A 16835-nucleotide genomic window follows, 5' to 3' on the forward strand; every position below is an offset into this window, starting at 1 on the left:
GCGGTTATCCACCTTTTCTCAATACCGCATCCGAGCTGCCATGAGCTTCGATCTCGCTTCCCGCCTCGCCGCCCGCCAGGCAGATAATCTGTATCGCCAGCGGCCCCTGCTGGAAAGCCCGCAAGGCCCGGAAGTTATTGTCGATGGCCGGCCCATGCTGGCGTTCTGCAGCAACGATTACCTGGGCTTGGCCAATCACCCCGAGGTGATCGCCGCCTGGCGGGCCGGTGCCGAGCGCTGGGGCGTCGGTGGCGGCGCTTCGCACCTGGTGATCGGCCACAGCACGCCGCACCACGAGCTGGAGGAAGCCTTGGCCGAGTTCAGCGGGCGGCCGAGGGCACTGCTGTTTTCCACCGGCTATATGGCCAACCTCGGCGCCGTTACGGCGCTGGTCGGGCAGGGCGATACGGTGCTGGAAGACCGCCTCAATCACGCCTCGTTATTGGATGCCGGTCTGCTCAGCGGCGCGCGTTTCTCGCGCTATCTGCACAACGATGCGGCGAGCCTCGCCAGCCGGTTGGAGAAAGCCAGCGGCAACACCCTGGTGGTGACCGACGGCGTGTTTAGCATGGACGGCGACCTGGCCGATCTGCCGGCGCTGGCTGCCGCGGCAAAAGCCCGAGGTGCCTGGTTGCTGGTCGATGATGCCCACGGCTTTGGCCCGCTGGGCGCCAACGGCGGCGGCATCGTCGAGCACTTCGGCCTCGGGCTGGAGGATGTGCAGGTGCTGGTCGGCACTCTCGGCAAGGCCTTCGGCACTGCGGGCGCGTTCGTCGCCGGTAGCGAGGAGTTGATCGAAACCCTGATCCAGTTCGCCCGGGCCTACATCTACACCACCAGCCAGCCGCCGGCGCTGGCCTGCGCCACGCTGAAAAGCCTCGAGCTGCTGCGCACGGAAAGTTGGCGGCGGGCACATCTGGCCGCGCTGATTCAGCGCTTTCGCGCCGGCGCGCAGAGCATCGGCCTGCAACTGATGGACAGCTTGACGCCGATCCAGCCGATCCTGATCGGCGACAGCGGCCGTGCGCTGCGTCTGTCGCAGATGCTCCGCGAGCGCGGTTTGCTGGTCACCGCGATCCGCCCGCCGACGGTGCCGGCCGGCAGTGCGCGCCTGCGGGTAACCCTTTCCGCCGCCCATAGCGAGGCGCAGCTGCAGCTATTGTTAGAGGCACTGGCCGAATGCTGGCCGCGTTTAGAGCCTGCGGAGACCGTCAATGCGTAATCGTCTATTTCTCTTACCCGGCTGGGGCCTGGGGAGCGCACCGCTGGAGCCCTTGGCGGCGGCCCTGCAAGGCTTGGATGAGCGCCTGCGGGTGCAGATCGAACCGCTGCCGACGCCAAACTCCAGTGATCCGGCCGACTGGCTGGACGAGCTGGATGCCAACCTGCCGGAGGACGTTTGGCTCGGCGGCTGGTCATTCGGCGGCATGCTCGCCGCCGAATTGGCCGCGCGCCGCGCCGAGCGCTGCTGTGGCCTGCTGACCCTGGCGAGCAACGCCTGTTTCGTCGCCCGCGGCGATTGGCCGAGCGCCATGTCCAAGGCCAGCTTCGGCGCCTTCCGCGAGGGCTGTGCGGTCGATGCGGAGACCACCCTGAAACGCTTCAGCCTGCTCAGCGCCCAGGGCGCGGCAGAGGCTCGCAGCCTGGCGCGGCTGCTCGCCGGCGGGGCTCCGCACACGGCTGGCGCCGCGCTGCAGCAGGGCTTGGACGTGCTCGCCGCCCTGGATACCCGTGGCGCCTTGCAAGCCTTCCGTGGCCCGCAGCTGCACCTGTTTGCCGGCGCCGATGCGCTGGTGCCGGCCGAGGCGGCCGGCGCGCTACTGGCGTTGCTACCGGATATCGAGATCGGCTTGATCGAGCAGGCCAGCCACGCCTTCGTCGTCGAACGCCCCCATGAAGTGGCGGCGGCCATCCAGGCGTTTCTGCACGAGTCGGGCGATGACTGATCTCGCCCATTCCTCCGTGCTTGGCGGGCTACCGGACAAACGCCAGGTCGCGGCCTCCTTCTCCCGCGCGGCGGAGAGCTACGACAGCGTGGCGGAGTTGCAGCGCGCGGTCGGCGCGCAGCTGTTGGCGCGTCTGCCGCTTGAACTGCCGGCGCACGCCTGGCTGGATCTGGGCTGCGGGACCGGGCATTTCAGCCGGACGTTGGCGCAGCGGTTTCCGTATGCGCATGGCGCGGCGTTGGATATCGCCGAGGGGATGCTCCGGCATGCGCGGCCCTTGGGGGGCGCCCAGCAGTTCATCGTCGGCGATGCCGAGCGCTTGCCGCTCCAGGCGCAGAGCCGCGACCTGCTGTTCTCCAGCCTGGCGGTGCAATGGTGCGCGGATTTCGCCGCGGTATTGACTGAAGCCGAACGGGTTTTACAGCCGGGCGGCCTGTTTGCCTTCAGCAGCCTATGCGTCGGCACGCTGCAGGAATTGCGCGCCAGCTGGCAGGCGGTGGATGGCCTGGTCCACGTCAATCGCTTCCGCCAGTTCGCCGATTACCAGCGCTTGTGTGCCGCCAGCGGTCTGCGCGTGCTGAGCCTGGAGACCCGGCCGGAAGTTCTGCATTACCCGGATGTGCGCAGCCTGACCCATGAGCTGAAAGCCTTGGGCGCGCACAACCTGAACCCCGGTCGCCCCGGTGGCCTGACGGGGCGGGCGCGGATTCTCGCGCTGATCGACGCCTATGAAGGTTTCCGTCAGCCCCGGGGCCTGCCGGCCACCTACCAAGTGGTCTATGCCGTCTTGCAGAAGAAGCACTGAGATGACCGCGGCTTTTTTCATTGCCGGCACCGATACCGAAGTCGGCAAGACCACCATCGCCGCCGGTTTGTTGCACGCGGCGCGGCTGGCTGGGCTGAGTACGGCGGCGGCCAAGCCGGTGGCGTCCGGCTGTAGCGCCAGCAGCGAGGGCCTGCGCAACGAGGATGCGCTGGCGCTGCTCGGCGAATGTTCGCTGCCGTTGAGTTACGCCGAGGTCAATCCTTGGGCCTTCGCTCCCGCTATCGCCCCGCATCTGGCGGCGCGCGAGGCAGGGGTGACGTTGAGCGTCGAGGCGTTGCGCGGGCCGGTGCAGCATATTCTCGCCAAAGGTGCGGATTTCACCTTGGTGGAAGGCGCGGGTGGCTGGCGAGTGCCCTTGGCCGGGCAGGCATCGCTGTCGGATCTGCCGATTGCCCTCGAGTTGCCGGTGATTCTGGTGGTCGGTGTCCGCCTGGGCTGTATCAATCATGCGCTGTTGACCGTGGAAGCCATACTGCGGGACGGCCTGCGCCTGGCCGGTTGGGTGGCGAATATCGTCGATCCGGCCACCTCGCGCCTGGAAGAGAATCTCGCGACACTCAGCGAGCGCCTGCCGGCGCCGTGCCTGGGGCGGGTGCCACGTCTGGCCAGCGCCACGCCGGCGGCGGTGGCCGAGCACCTGAATCTGGCGTTATTGGGGTTGGCGCTATAAACCCTTGGCTATAGTCTTTTGTGGGTACTTTTTCTGCGCGTTACCGGCTGCAATTACCCCCAGTGAATTATTCCCCGCCGTCCGCACTGCCGGCCCGCTTCGGCTGATCTGAGGTTTTCCCCGACCCTGTTCGCGCCTGCCAGGCGTCGCTGCCGCGTGCCTGGCCAGCACGCCGGGTCGCGGACACCTAAACTGAATCTATGGCGGTTGCTGCTGAGAGGCCGTGCCCGCTGGGTGAGTTGCTTGCGCGACCGGCGAGCGGAGCTTGACAAGGGTTGGGCGTAAACGTATGTTTCAAACGCCTGTTTGATTGCTGGGCCGCATCCTAGCGGCGGGCAATCGGGAGCGATCCCGTAAGCGACCGAAAATCCGGTCACCCAATCTCGGAACCCATCGTAGAGGTTTACCGCTATGCCTGATTACAAGGCCCCCTTGCGTGATATCCGTTTCGTACGTGACGAGCTGCTCGGCTACGAAGCGCATTATCAGAGCCTGCCGGCTTGCCAAGACGCTACCCCGGACATGGTCAACGCCATTCTCGAGGAAGGCGCCAAGTTTTGTGAGCAGGTACTGGCCCCGCTGAACCGTGTGGGTGACACCGAAGGTTGCACCTGGAGCGAGTCCGGCGTTAAGACCCCGACTGGCTTCAAGGAAGCCTACCAACAGTACGTCGAAGGCGGCTGGCCGAGCCTGGCGCACGACGTCGCTCACGGCGGCCAAGGCCTGCCGGAATCCCTCGGCCTGGTGCTGAGCGAAATGGTCGGCGAGTCCAACTGGTCCTGGGGCATGTACCCGGGCCTGTCCCACGGTGCGATGAACACTATCGCCGAGCACGGCACCGCGGATCAGCAGCACACCTACCTGACCAAGCTGGTTTCCGGCGAGTGGACCGGCACCATGTGCCTGACCGAGCCGCATTGCGGCACCGACCTGGGTATGCTGCGCACCAAGGCCGAGCCTCAGGCCGACGGTTCCTACAAGGTCTCCGGCACCAAGATCTTCATCTCCGCCGGTGAGCACGACATGGCCGATAACATCGTCCACATCGTGCTGGCTCGCCTGCCCGATGCGCCGCAAGGCACCAAGGGCATCTCGCTGTTCATCGTGCCGAAGTTCCTGCCGAACGCCGATGGCAGCGCCGGTGCGCACAACGCCGTGTCCTGTGGTTCGATCGAGCACAAGATGGGCATCCACGGTAACGCCACCTGCGTGATGAACTTCGATGGCGCCACCGGCTACCTGATCGGCCCGGCGAACAAAGGCCTGAACTGCATGTTCACCTTTATGAACACCGCGCGTCTGGGTACCGCACTGCAGGGGCTGGCCCACGCCGAGATCGGCTTCCAGGGCGGCCTGAAATACGCTCGCGAGCGTCTGCAGATGCGTTCGCTGACTGGCCCGAAAGCGCCGGACAAAGCGGCTGACCCGATCATCGTGCATCCGGACGTGCGCCGTATGCTGCTGACCATGAAGGCCTTCGCCGAAGGCAACCGGGCGATGGTGTACTTCACCGCCAAGCAGGTCGACATCGTCAAGTACAGCCAGGACGAAGAGCAGAAGAAGCAAGCCGACGCCCTGCTGGCGTTCCTGACGCCGATCGCCAAGGCGTTCATGACCGAAGTCGGCTTCGAAGCCGCCAACCACGGCGTACAGATCTATGGCGGCCACGGCTTCATCGCCGAGTGGGGCATGGAGCAGAACGTGCGCGACAGCCGTATCTCCATGCTGTACGAGGGCACTACCGGTATCCAGGCCCTCGACCTGCTCGGCCGCAAGGTGCTGCAGACTCAAGGCGAAGCGCTGAAAGGCTTCACCAAGATCGTCCACAAGTTCTGCCAGAACAACGAAGCCAACGCGGCGGTCGCCGAGTTCGTGGCACCCTTGGCCAAGCTGAACAAGGAGTGGGGCGAGTTGACCATGAAGGTCGGTATGGCGGCGATGAAAGACCGCGAAGAAGTCGGTGCCGCTTCGGTGGATTACCTGATGTATTCCGGTTACGCCTGCCTGGCCTACTTCTGGGCGGACATGGCCCGTCTGGCGGCCGAGAAACTGGCCGCGGGCACTGCGGAAGAAGCCTTCTACAAAGCCAAGCTGCAGACCGCGCGTTTCTACTTCCAGCGCATTCTGCCGCGTACCCGTGCGCACGTAGAGGCGATGCTGTCCGGCGCCGGCAACCTGATGGCGATGGACGAAGAGCACTTCGACCTGGGTTACTGAGTCGTAACCTGACTTCAGGGCAAAAGAACGCCGTTCACCCTCGCGGGTGAGCGGCATTTTTTTGCCTGCGCATTGTGCCGGCGCGGGCTCGGTTCGCGGAGCCATTGCTGAACTTGCGCCTGGAGCGGGTGCCGAATCCAGCGCAAGCAGGCAAAATGCCAGCTACGATCTATCCAGTCCGTCAGCCTCTGGAATTTCGTCTTGTCTCGGTTCAAAGCGCTGCGTCTCAGTCATTTTTTGCCGTCGTCGCTGCTGCTCTGCGCTGGCATAGCGGCGGCCAGCCTGAATACGCTGAACGAGTTTTTCACTTCGTTGTTCAACGTGTTACCGACTCTGTTGCTGACTCTGGGTGGGGCTTTCTGCCTGATCTATGCGCGCCAGCGGGAGTTGTTCCTGCTGCTGGTGGTGTACCTCGCGTACTTCGTGCTCGACACCCAGGCCGATTACTACCGTGCGCACGGCCAGGCCCGGTCTGACGCGGCGTTGGTCTTCCAACTCTGCAGCCTGCTGCTGCCCTTGCTCTATGGCCTGTATGCGGCGTGGCTGGAGCGGACTCACCTGCTGCGCGACCTGATTGCCCGCGCGGCCGTGCTGTTGGCGGTCGGCGCTGTCGCGTTGGCCCTGGCGCGGCGTTATCCCGATGCTGTGCTGGCGTGGCTGGCGCAAATCCGCTGGCCGACCTTGCAGGCCGAGTGGATGAGCATGATTCAACCGGCCTATCCGCTCTTCCTGCTCGCCTTCGCGGTGCTGCTGGTGCAGTACCTACACCAGCCGCGGCCGCTGCATGCGGCGCAACTGCTGGGCTTGCCCGGGCTGTGCTGGATGCTGCCAAAGACCTTCCTCCTGGCGCATGGGCTGAACCTGATGAGCAGCCAGGTGATGCTGATCCTGGTCGCGGCGGTGGCCCACGAGGCCTATCAGATGGCCTTTCGCGATGAGCTGACCGGCCTGCCTGGGCGTCGCGCGCTGAACGAGCGCCTGCCACGGCTGGGGCGCAACTACGTGATCGCCATGGCGGACATCGATCATTTCAAGCAATTCAACGACACCCACGGCCACGATGTCGGCGACCAGGTGCTGCGCGTGGTCGCCAGCCAACTGCGCAAGGTTGGCGGGGGCGGCAAGGCGTTCCGTTTCGGTGGCGAGGAGTTCACCCTGGTCTTCTCGGGCAAGAGCCTGGAGGAGTGCCGGCCCCACCTGGAGACGGTGCGCCAGGCGATTGAAGCCTACAGCGTGCAGCTGCGCGACCAAGGCAGTCGGCCGCAGGATGACCGGTGTGGCCGGCAAAGGCGCGCAGGCGTCGCGGCGAGCCGTGTCTCGGTGACTGTGAGTATCGGCGTGGCGGAGAAAGAAAGTGACCAGCGCACCCCTGAAGAGGTGCTCAAGGCCGCCGACCAGGCGCTCTATACGGCCAAGGCCGCCGGCCGTAACTGCGTGAGGGTGCACGGGCAGAACTGCCGTGGGGCGGTGCGTGTCGCGACCACCAGCGCCTGAGCCGCCGGGCGCTTATGGCGGCGCATTCAGCGCCTGCACGGTGATTGTTCTCGACGGGCTGTCAGCAGTAGCGTGATCGACTCGATTACGCCTCCTGCGTACCTGCTGACGGAGAACTGCCATGCCCGACTACAAGGCTCCCCTGCGCGACATGCGCTTTCTGCTCGACGAAGTCTTCGATTTCCACGCCAGTTACGCCGCGCTGGGTGCGAGCGACGCGACCCCGGATATGGTCAGCGCCATCCTCGAAGAGGGCGCCAAGTTCTGCGAGCAGGTGCTGGCGCCGCTGAATCGCTCCGGTGATGAGGAAGAATGCCAATTCAACCACGGCGTGGTGACCACCCCGAAAGGCTTCAAAGAGGCCTTCGCCCAGTATGCCGAAGGCGGCTGGATGAGCCTGGCCGCCGACCCGGCCTACGGCGGCCAAGGCTTGCCGCACTCGCTGGGTCTGCTGATCAGCGAAATGGTCGGCGCCAGCAACACCTCCTGGGGTATGTACCCGGGGCTGACGCAGGGCGCGATGGCGGCGATCCATGCCCACGGCACGGAGGAGCAGAAGCAGGCCTACCTGACGCGCATGACCGCCGGCCGCTGGACCGGCACCATGTGCCTGACCGAAGCGCATTGCGGTACCGATCTGGGCATCATCAAGACCCGTGCCGTGCCCCAGGCGGACGGCAGCTATGCGATCTCCGGCAGCAAGATCTTCATCTCCGCCGGCGAGCACGACATGAGCGAGAACATCGTCCACCTGGTGCTGGCCAAGTTGCCCGACGCACCGGCCGGCACCAAGGGCATCTCGCTGTTTATCGTGCCGAAGTTCCTGCCCGATGCCCAGGGCGAGGCGGGCGCACGCAATGCCGTGTCCTGCGGCTCGATCGAGCACAAGATGGGCATCAAGGCCTCGGCCACCTGCGTGATCAACTTCGATAACGCCAAGGGCTTCCTGATCGGCGAGGCCAATAAAGGCCTCAACTGCATGTTCACCATGATGAACCACGCGCGCCTGGGCACCGGTATGCAGGGGCTTTGCCTGGGTGAGGCGAGCTTCCAGGGCGCGATCAAGTACGCCAACGAACGCCTGCAGATGCGCGCGCTGACCGGGCCGAAGGCGCCGGACAAAGCAGCCGACCCGATCATCGTGCATCCGGATGTGCGGCGCATGCTGCTGACCATGAAGGCCTTCAACGAAGGCAACCGGGCGCTGGCCTACTTCACCGCGCAGTTGCTGGATATCGCCCACGGCGGTGACAACGCCGAACAACGCCAGGAGGCCGAGGACCTGCTGGCCTTCCTCACGCCGATCTGCAAGGCCTTTATGACCGAGACCGGCCTGGAGGTGACCAACCTGGGCATGCAGGTGTTCGGTGGCCATGGGTTTATCCGCGAATGGGGCATGGAGCAGCTGGTGCGCGACTGCCGTATCGCGCCGATCTACGAGGGCACCAATGGCATCCAGGCCCTCGACTTGCTCGGCCGCAAGGTGCTCGGTAGCCAAGGCAAGCTGCTGCGCGGCTTTACCAAGCGGGTGCATCAGTTCTGCGCGGCGAATGCCGAACACCCGCAGTTGCAGGCCTATTTCGCCCAGTTGGCCAAGCTCAACCAGGAGTGGGGCGAGCTGACCCAGAGGGTCGGCATGGCGGCAATGAAAAACCCGGACGAAGTCGGCGCCGCCGCCCTGGATTACCTGATGTACTCCGGCTACATCATCCTCGGCTATTTCTGGCTGCGGATGGCCGTGGTCGCCCAGGGCCGGCTCAGCGCTGGCGGCGGCGAAGCGGCGTATTACCAAGCCAAGCTGGCGACCTGCGAGTTCTACTTCAAACGCCTGCTGCCGCGGACTGCCGCGCATCGGGCTGCGGTAGAGGCGGGTAGTGATTGCCTGATGCAGTTGCCGGCCGAGCAGTTCGCCCTCTGACCGACGGTCGCCAGGCGTAAGAGGCCCGCTAAAGAGCGGGCCTTTTTGCCCGCTAAAGAGCGGGCCTTTTTGCCCGCGCGGCACTGCGAGCCGTAAGTGACTTTTTGGTCACAACGCGACCCTATGTGTCTGAAAAGTTGTTCGGGTAAACTCTTAAGCCTGCGTCATAACGGCCATCAGGCCGCTCCGTTGGATCGTTCGAGGATCGCTACATGGCTGACTACAAAGCACCCCTGCGCGATATGCGCTTCGTCCTCAATGAGGTATTCGAGGTCGCCAAGCTCTGGGCCGAATTGCCGGCCCTGGCGGAAATCGTCGATGCCGATACCGCCGAGGCGATCCTCGAAGAGGCCGGCAAGGTCACCGCGAAAACCATCGCCCCGCTGAATCGCAGCGGCGACGAAGAAGGTTGCCGCTGGAACAACACCGCAGTCAGCACCCCGACCGGTTTCCCTGCGGCTTACACAATCTACGGCGAAGGTGGCTGGGTCGGTGTGGGCGGTGACCCGAACTACGGTGGCATGGGCATGCCGAAAGCCCTCGGCGCGCAGGTGGAAGAAATGCTCAACTCGGCCAACCTGTCGTTTGGCCTGTACCCGATGCTGACCGCCGGCGCCTGCCTGTCGATCAACGCGCACGCCAGCGAAGAGCTCAAGCAAGCCTATCTGCCGAACATGTATGCCGGGGTCTGGGCCGGCTCGATGTGCCTGACCGAGCCGCATTCCGGCACCGATCTGGGCATCATCCGCACCAAGGCCGAGCCGCAGGCGGACGGTTCCTACAAGGTCAGCGGCACCAAGATCTTTATCACCGGTGGGGAACATGATCTCACTGAGAACATCATCCACCTGGTGCTGGCCAAGCTGCCGGATGCCCCGGCGGGCTCGAAAGGCATCTCGCTGTTCCTGGTGCCGAAATTCATGGTCAATGCCGATGGCAGCCTGGGCGAACGCAACACCGTTACCTGCGGCTCGATCGAACACAAGATGGGCATCCAGGGCTCCGCAACCTGCGTGATGAACTTCGACGGCGCCACCGGCTACATCATCGACGGGCCGAACAAGGGCCTGGCGGCGATGTTCACCATGATGAACTACGAACGTCTGGGCGTCGGCATCCAAGGCTTGGCGGCCGGTGAGCGGTCCTACCAGAACGCCATTGAATACGCCCGCGATCGTCTGCAAAGCCGCGCGCCGACCGGCCCTGTGGCGAAAGACAAGGTCGCCGACCCGATCATCGTGCACCCGGACGTGCGCCGCATGCTGCTGACCATGAAGGCCTGCAACGAAGGTGGGCGCGCGTTTTCCACTTACGTCGCCATGCAGCTGGACACCGCCAAGTTCAGCGAAGACCCGACCACCCGCAAGCGTGCGGAAGAACTGGTGGCGCTGCTGACGCCGATTGCCAAGGCCTTCCTCACCGACCTCGGCCTGGAAACCACCGTGCACGGCCAGCAAGTATTCGGCGGTCACGGCTTTATCCGCGAGTGGGGCCAGGAGCAACTGGTGCGCGACGTGCGCATCACCCAGATCTACGAAGGCACCAACGGTATTCAGGCGCTCGATCTGGTCGGTCGCAAGATCGTCGGCAGCGGTGGCGCGTTCTACAAGCACTTCGCGGACGAGATCAAGGCTTTTGCCGGCAGCGCCGGCGCTGAATTGGCCGAGTTCGTCGAGCCGCTGCAAGCTGCGGTGGCGAACCTCGACGATTTGACCGATTGGCTGCTGCACAGCGCCAAAGGCAATCCGAACGAGATCGGCGCGGCCTCGGTCGAGTACCTGCACGTGTTCGGCTACACCGCTTACGCCTATATGTGGGCACTGATGGCCAAGGCGGCGCTGGGCAAGGAAACTCAGGACGAGTTCTACGCCAGCAAGCTCGGTACTGCACGTTTCTACTTCGCCCGCTTGCTGCCGCGTATTCACTCGTTGACGGCTTCGGTGAAGGCCGGCAGCGAGTCGCTGTATCTGTTGGATGCCGCGCAGTTCTAAGCCTGTCGTGATAGAAAAGCCCCGCAATTGCGGGGCTTTTTGCTTTCAGTCCCCTGCCCTTTTAGAGATAGGGTTGGGGAGGGCGCAGGCTGCTAGTAGCACTCAGCTCCGTCTGTTTTCTCCCCCGCCCAGGCTTCACTTCTGAGTCAACTGGTCGGCGGCAGCCGGGTCGTCGATAAAGCGGTTGCGGGTGCCTTGAAGCGTCTCGATCTGCGCATTCCGGGCTTGCTCTTGCGCATCCGGCGGGTCCATCCGATTCCAGCGCTGGTACATCTGCAGTTGGCCGACAATCGGCAGGTCATATTCGCTGTGCAGATAGAAGATGGCCCGCGCCACGTTGCCCTTGGCCTCATCACGAGGTTCGACCAGTTGGAAGCTGGCCTTCAGGTCGCAGCCAATGTCGCTGAACTTGCTCGGTACGCTGTCGTCGAGTTCACCGAACAGCGCATTGCGCCGCGCCAGTTCGACCCGGCTCATCTCTGGGTAAAGGTTATGCAGGTCGGCGAGCATATAGGGGTATTGCGGGGTCGAGACCGTGCACTGGTTGTCGGTGAGGCAACGCAGTGCCGATTTGATCTGTTTGCTGCTGTACACCAGGCTGGCGGTGACTTGGCCGCGTTCGGCGCTGAAGGCCGTGCCGCAATAGAGCGAGCTGCCGCCGTCCGCGTAGAGCTGTTTCCAGAAGTATTGCTCGACGGCGACTTTGGGATCGGAGAGTTGGTTTTGTCCGCCGGCGAAGGCCGGGGAGGCGGCACAGGCCGCTAGACAAGAGAGGGCAATCACAATTGCGCGCATGGTCTTGGCCCTTGGACCGCCGTGTCGGGGTCTGTTGTTTTTGTAGGACGGGATGAGTCTAACAAGACCTGCGTCACCAAAGAAAGCCAAGCGGACGCTTGGTTGGTTGTGTAAGCCTAGGCTTACATGACGTGTTGCCGATCGCCGCTATCGCCCCATACCGTGCGCGGCTACTCTGCAAGCATGGACGTCGCGCAGGAAGCGCCTAGGAACGAACAGGGATACGCTGGATTTCCGCCAGGATGGTGGAACGATTACGGATGTCAGGATTCAGTCTGCAAAGCCCCGCCTCGGCGGGGTTCTCTTTTTTCGGCATTGAGCCGACGCCTCGCGCAACAACTCTCTCTGGCTACACCAACGCAGCCTCTCGCGCCTGACTCTCACTCGCGACCAGCAATGCCTTCGGTTATTTTTTGATGGTTCCCACGTGCCGGTCTGGAAACCATCAAATCATTGGCGTCACTCAGCCCCTGACGTGCTGCTCCACCCATTGCGCATAGGCATTGATGAACTTCTGTAGGAACGGCCGGATGCCGTCGCCGAGCATGCCGGCCTCTTCGAAGAAACTGCCGGCGCCGCCCAGATAGGCCTCCGGCTGCTGCATCATCGGCACATCGAGGAACACCATGGACTGGCGCAGGTGGTGGTTGGCGCCGAAGCCGCCCACCGCTCCCGGCGAGGCGCTGAGCACCGCGCCCGGCTTGCCGCCGAACACGCTCTTGCCATAGGGGCGTGAGCCTACGTCGATGGCATTCTTCATCGGTGCCGGCACCGAGCGGTTGTATTCCGGGGTGACGAACAGCAGCGCATCGGCTGCTTTGACCTTGGCGCGGAAGGCGGTGTAGGCGTCCGGTGCCGGGTCGATATCGATATCTTCGTTGTACAGCGGCAGTTCGCCGATCTCGACGATTTCCAGCTTCAGCGAAGACGGTGCCAGGTCGGCCAGGGCCAGGGCGAGTTTGCGGTTGATGGAGGCCTTGCGCAGGCTGCCGACCAGGACGGCGACGTGGTGAACCTTGCTCATGATGACTCCTTGCAGCGCGATGGATAGGGGCGAACGGAAAAGCCCTGAGCTGAAAACTATAGCTGCGCCCCGTGTGGAAGGCCGTCTCAGTCGCTTTGCCATTCTTGGCAATGACGCCCTTCCTTGCTCGGTTTCCAGCAGTTGGAGCGGGCAGCCGGCAGCATGATTCTGGCTACTGGCCAAACGCGCCGAGCAAGTCCTCGACGAAGGCCCGTTGCGCCTCGCTCGGCTGGCGACCGCGATGGCTGGCCAGGTGGAATTGTACGGTGAAGCCAAATTGCTCCGGCAATAGCGCGCGCAATAGCCCGCGTGCTTCCCAGGGCGTGGCTATATGCCGGGGCAGGTGGCCGATATGGGCGCCGGAGAGGATAAACGCCAGGCTGCCTTCGACCTGTTCGGTGCGGGCGCTGCTGAGGTTGGACTGGCCGGGTTCGTCGGCATTGATGAAGCGATAGGGGTGATGCACGCGGTCGCAGCTGTCGAGGTCGGCTTTGACGATCTGCTGTTGGCTGAATAACGGATGCCCGCGGCCGCAGTAGAGCAACTGCTCCTCGCTGAACAGCGGTTGGAAAGCCAAGGCAGTTTGCTTGCCGGAGAAGTAGCCGATGGCCAGGTGCAGTTGATCCTGCAGCAGGCGTCGTTCCAGTTCGGCGGGCATGGCGCTGATCAGCTCGATCTGCACCGCCTGGTTGCGTTGGCGAAAGTGCCGGATGGCGGCGCCAACCCGTTCCAGCACCTGCGCAGCGAGGGCTTCGGAGAGGCCGATGCTGAGCTCGCCGAGCAGTTTGTCGGCCATGCCCTGGGCTTCGCCCTTGAAGGTTTCGATGGCGGCGAACAGCTTGCGCGTGGCCTGCAACACCTCGTCGCCCTTGGGTGTCAGGCGAAAGCCGGCCTTGCCGCGCTCGCACAGACGGAAACCCAGCCGTGTCTCCAGTTTGGCCATCTGGGTGCTGATGGTCGACTGACCAATCCCCAACTCGCCTTGCGCCGCGCTGAAGCCGCCGCATTCCACCACACTGACGAACAGCCGCAGCAGCTGCAGGTCGAGGTCGCGGACTTGGCTGAGCATGGCAGCTCCAAACATTGATGGGGATGAATGCCAAAGTAGCACACTTCATATTTATCCGAAGCGAGGCGCACCGCAGGATGGGCTCGTCAAAACAAAAAGTACCCAATGAGGATTCCTATCATGCGCATGGCCCTCTGGCCCTTACTGCTCTGCTGCGTGCTGCCCGTGCACGCGGAAGACAAGGCCCTGAACCTCTACAGCTGGTCCGCCTATATCCCGGAGCAGGCGCTCAAGAGCTTTAAGCAGGAGACCGGCATCCAGGTCAAATACGACATCTTCGACAGCGCCGAGGCCCTGGACAGCAAGCTGCTTACCGGCGGCAGTGGCTACGACGTGGTGTTCCCGGCCTCCAGCGGGCTGGCGCGGGCGATCAAGGCCAAGGCCGTGCAACCGGTCGAACAGGCGCAACTGAAGCATTACGCCAACCTCGATCCCGAGCTGCTGGCCAAGCTGGCCAGCGCCGATCCGGGCAACCGCTACGGCGTGCCCTACACCTGGGGCACGGTCGGCCTGGGTATCAATAAGCAGGCGGTGACCAAGCGCATTCCCGATGCGCCGCTGAACAGCCTCGACCTGCTGTTCAAGCCGGAATATGCCAGCAAGCTCAAGGACTGCGGCATCGCCGTGCTGGATTCGCCGCAGGAGGTGATCAGCATCGCCCTCAACTACCTCGGTCACGCCCCCTACAGCACCGACGCAACCGAGCTGAAACAGGTGCAACAGCTGCTCAGCGAGCTGCAGCCTAACCTGCGTTATGTCGGCACCGGCCGGCATATCGACGACCTGGCCAAGGGCGAGATCTGCCTGGCGCTGACCTACAACGGTGACGCCGCCATGGCCGCCGCCCGCGCCGGCGAGGCCAAGCAGCCGTTCGAGGTGCTCTACCGCATTCCGCGTGAGGGCACGTTGATCTGGTTCGACACCATGGCGATCCCGGTGGACGCGCCGCACCCGCAGGCTGCGCTCGCTTTCATCGACTACATGCTACGCCCGGAGGCCATCGCCGAGCTGACCAACAGCGTGTTCTTCGCCAACGCCAACAGCGCCGCCACCCCGCTGGTCGACCCGGCCGTGAGCGGCGACCCCGACATCTACCCGCCGCAGGAGGTGCGCGCACGGCTGTTCAGCGAGCAGTTGCTGTCGCTGCGCACGCAGCGCGAGCGCACCCGCATCTGGACCAGTTTCCGCAGCCAATATTGAGGATTTCATCGTGGAAGAATTTCAAGGTAACGATCTAGCCATCACCCGCGACAGCCTGTATGGCACCTTTTCCGAACCGACCTACGCCGGCGTCACCAGCTTTATGCGCCGGCGCTACACGCGGGATCTGCGTGGCGTCGATCTGGTGGTCAGCGGCGTGCCGTTCGACACCGCCACCACCAACCGCCCGGGTACCCGCTTCGGGCCACGGGCGATCCGCGCAGCCTCGATCCAGAGTGCCTGGGAGCGCCACTATCCCTGGGAGTTCGATCCCTTCGATCATCTGGCGGTGATCGACTACGGCGACTGCAACTTCGACCACGCCCAGCCGCAACAGACGCCGGCGGCCATCGAGGCGCATGCCGAGCATATCCTCGAGGCCGGCTGCGGCATGCTGACCCTGGGTGGTGATCACTTCATCAGCTACCCATTGCTCAAGGCCCATGCGAAGAAGCACGGCGCGCTGTCCCTGGTGCACTTCGACGCCCACAGCGATACCTGGCCGGATGCCGACGACAGCGTGCAGGGGATCAGTCACGGCACCATGTTCTATCACGCCGCCCGCGAGGGCCTGGTCGATCCGGCGCGCTCGGTGCAGATCGGCCTGCGCACCACCAACGACGACGTCATGGGCTTCCAGGTGCTCGACGCCCGGCAGGTGCATCGCAATTCGCCGGAGGCCATCGCCGAGCTGATTCGCGCGCGGGTCGGTGATAACCCGGTGTACCTGACCTTCGACATCGACTGCCTCGACCCGGCCTTCGCCCCTGGCACCGGCACGCCGGTCTGCGGTGGCTTGAGCACCCATCAGGCGCTGGAGATCCTCCGTGCATTGCGCGGCATCAACCTGGTCGGCATGGATGTGGTGGAAGTCTCGCCGCCTTACGACAACGCCGAAGTGACTGCGTTGGCGGGGGCGACCATCGCCATGGAGATGGTCTGCCTGTATGCCGCGCGGCATAAGCTGAAGTAGCGCTCTCTCCCCTGGTCCTTTTCCCTGAAGGGCTCGGTGAGTGGTTGCGGCGCCGCTCTTAATTTCCTCGCTCTTCGGGGCGGCCTTAGGGTGCGGTGAGCTGGCGAACCACACCGCTCACCGCCGTGGTGCGGTTTGCACCGCACCCTACGCGAGCCTGCCGCGCAGCCGCTCTTAGGTGCCGGTCAGGCGTCGAGGTCGGCACCGCTGAGGGTGGTCACGCCAAGCAGGGAAATCTCAAACTCGGCCGCCGAGTCGGCGTCGGTGCTGCCATACAGCACGCCGTTGGCGAAACGCAGTTGTCTGGCCGCATTGGTGCTGCTGAACGCGGCTGAACCGATAAAGCTAAAGGCGTCATTGGCTAGGGCGGTGATTTCGGGATCATCCTGCTCGCCAGGTGGTGTTGACCAGGGTTTCTCGCCCCAACTTGGCGCCGCTAGCGCTGGGTGAAGACGCCGTTAGTGTCGCCGTAGACGAGGGCTGGCATAGCAAGTTCCCTTTGCAGAATGAGGGGGGATTCTACTGGTTGAGATTTCTGGTGCCAAAGTGCCACTATTGGACCCGGGGTAAAGGCAAGACAGTTGCGGGACCGCCATTGGCGCTGCTGAAGCTCTTCTATTTGGCGCTAGGCCGCATTAGCAAGAAGTGGCTGGATATCGACCGATAGGGCCATGTTAAGCTTCGCCGCCGCAAATCTTTCGCCAGCTATCTA

The 16835-nt window shown here is 64.0% G+C and carries 13 protein-coding genes; 10 read left to right on the forward strand and 3 right to left on the reverse strand.

Annotated features, from left to right (window positions below; all coding sequences use genetic code 11):
- The first annotated feature begins 40 nt into the window (after positions 1 to 40).
- From bioF to FFS13_RS15555, 8 genes are all read left to right on the forward strand, one after another.
- On the forward strand, positions 41 to 1222 hold the full coding sequence (gene bioF, locus FFS13_RS15520; RefSeq protein WP_137819988.1) for an 8-amino-7-oxononanoate synthase: 1182 nt from the start codon (positions 41 to 43) through the stop codon (positions 1220 to 1222).
- Positions 1215 to 1946, forward strand: coding sequence for an alpha/beta fold hydrolase (locus FFS13_RS15525; RefSeq protein WP_137819989.1), 732 nt, complete (start codon positions 1215 to 1217; stop codon positions 1944 to 1946). The genes bioF and FFS13_RS15525 overlap by 8 nt, the downstream gene beginning before the upstream one ends.
- On the forward strand, positions 1939 to 2751 hold the full coding sequence (bioC, locus tag FFS13_RS15530) for a malonyl-ACP O-methyltransferase BioC (protein ID WP_137819990.1): 813 nt from the start codon (positions 1939 to 1941) through the stop codon (positions 2749 to 2751). The genes FFS13_RS15525 and bioC overlap by 8 nt, the downstream gene beginning before the upstream one ends.
- A 1-nt stretch (position 2752) precedes the next feature.
- Positions 2753 to 3442, forward strand: coding sequence for a dethiobiotin synthase (gene bioD, locus FFS13_RS15535; RefSeq protein ID WP_137819991.1), 690 nt, complete (start codon positions 2753 to 2755; stop codon positions 3440 to 3442).
- Between the two features lie 411 nt (positions 3443 to 3853).
- A complete protein-coding gene (locus FFS13_RS15540) occupies positions 3854 to 5659 on the forward strand; it encodes a phenylacyl-CoA dehydrogenase (RefSeq protein ID WP_137819992.1) in 1806 nt (601 codons plus the stop codon).
- A 201-nt stretch (positions 5660 to 5860) separates the two neighbouring features.
- Positions 5861 to 7153, forward strand: coding sequence for a diguanylate cyclase (locus FFS13_RS15545; RefSeq protein WP_137819993.1), 1293 nt, complete (start codon positions 5861 to 5863; stop codon positions 7151 to 7153).
- 121 nt (positions 7154 to 7274) lie between these two features.
- On the forward strand, positions 7275 to 9071 hold the full coding sequence (locus tag FFS13_RS15550) for an acyl-CoA dehydrogenase C-terminal domain-containing protein (protein WP_137819994.1): 1797 nt from the start codon (positions 7275 to 7277) through the stop codon (positions 9069 to 9071).
- Between the two features lie 212 nt (positions 9072 to 9283).
- Positions 9284 to 11062 (forward strand): acyl-CoA dehydrogenase C-terminal domain-containing protein, encoded by a 1779-nt coding sequence (locus FFS13_RS15555; RefSeq protein ID WP_137819995.1) that lies wholly within the window; start codon positions 9284 to 9286, stop codon positions 11060 to 11062.
- Between the two features lie 135 nt (positions 11063 to 11197).
- Here FFS13_RS15555 and FFS13_RS15560 read toward each other — a convergent pair whose 3' ends face one another.
- From FFS13_RS15560 to FFS13_RS15570, 3 genes are all read right to left on the reverse strand, one after another.
- Positions 11198 to 11857: an endonuclease gene (locus FFS13_RS15560; protein WP_137819996.1), complete on the reverse strand. Its 660-nt coding sequence runs from the start codon at positions 11855 to 11857 to the stop codon at positions 11198 to 11200.
- A gap of 463 nt (positions 11858 to 12320) precedes the next feature.
- Positions 12321 to 12881: an NADPH-dependent FMN reductase gene (locus FFS13_RS15565; RefSeq protein ID WP_137819997.1), complete on the reverse strand. Its 561-nt coding sequence runs from the start codon at positions 12879 to 12881 to the stop codon at positions 12321 to 12323.
- Between the two features lie 172 nt (positions 12882 to 13053).
- A complete protein-coding gene (locus FFS13_RS15570) occupies positions 13054 to 13950 on the reverse strand; it encodes a LysR family transcriptional regulator (RefSeq protein WP_137819998.1) in 897 nt (298 codons plus the stop codon).
- A 120-nt stretch (positions 13951 to 14070) separates the two neighbouring features.
- On the opposite strand from FFS13_RS15570, the gene FFS13_RS15575 reads away from it, so the two are divergent.
- Together FFS13_RS15575 and speB are read left to right on the forward strand one after the other, a co-directional pair.
- Positions 14071 to 15150 (forward strand): polyamine ABC transporter substrate-binding protein, encoded by a 1080-nt coding sequence (locus FFS13_RS15575; RefSeq protein ID WP_171006501.1) that lies wholly within the window; start codon positions 14071 to 14073, stop codon positions 15148 to 15150.
- 10 nt (positions 15151 to 15160) lie between these two features.
- Positions 15161 to 16123, forward strand: a complete 963-nt coding sequence (gene speB / locus FFS13_RS15580) for an agmatinase (protein ID WP_137820000.1) — start codon at positions 15161 to 15163, stop codon at positions 16121 to 16123.
- Positions 16124 to 16835 lie beyond the last annotated feature (712 nt).

Origin of the sequence: Pseudomonas sp. 2FG, from assembly GCF_005502935.1 — a bacterium.
Classification (GTDB): Bacteria; Pseudomonadota; Gammaproteobacteria; order Pseudomonadales; family Pseudomonadaceae; genus Aquipseudomonas.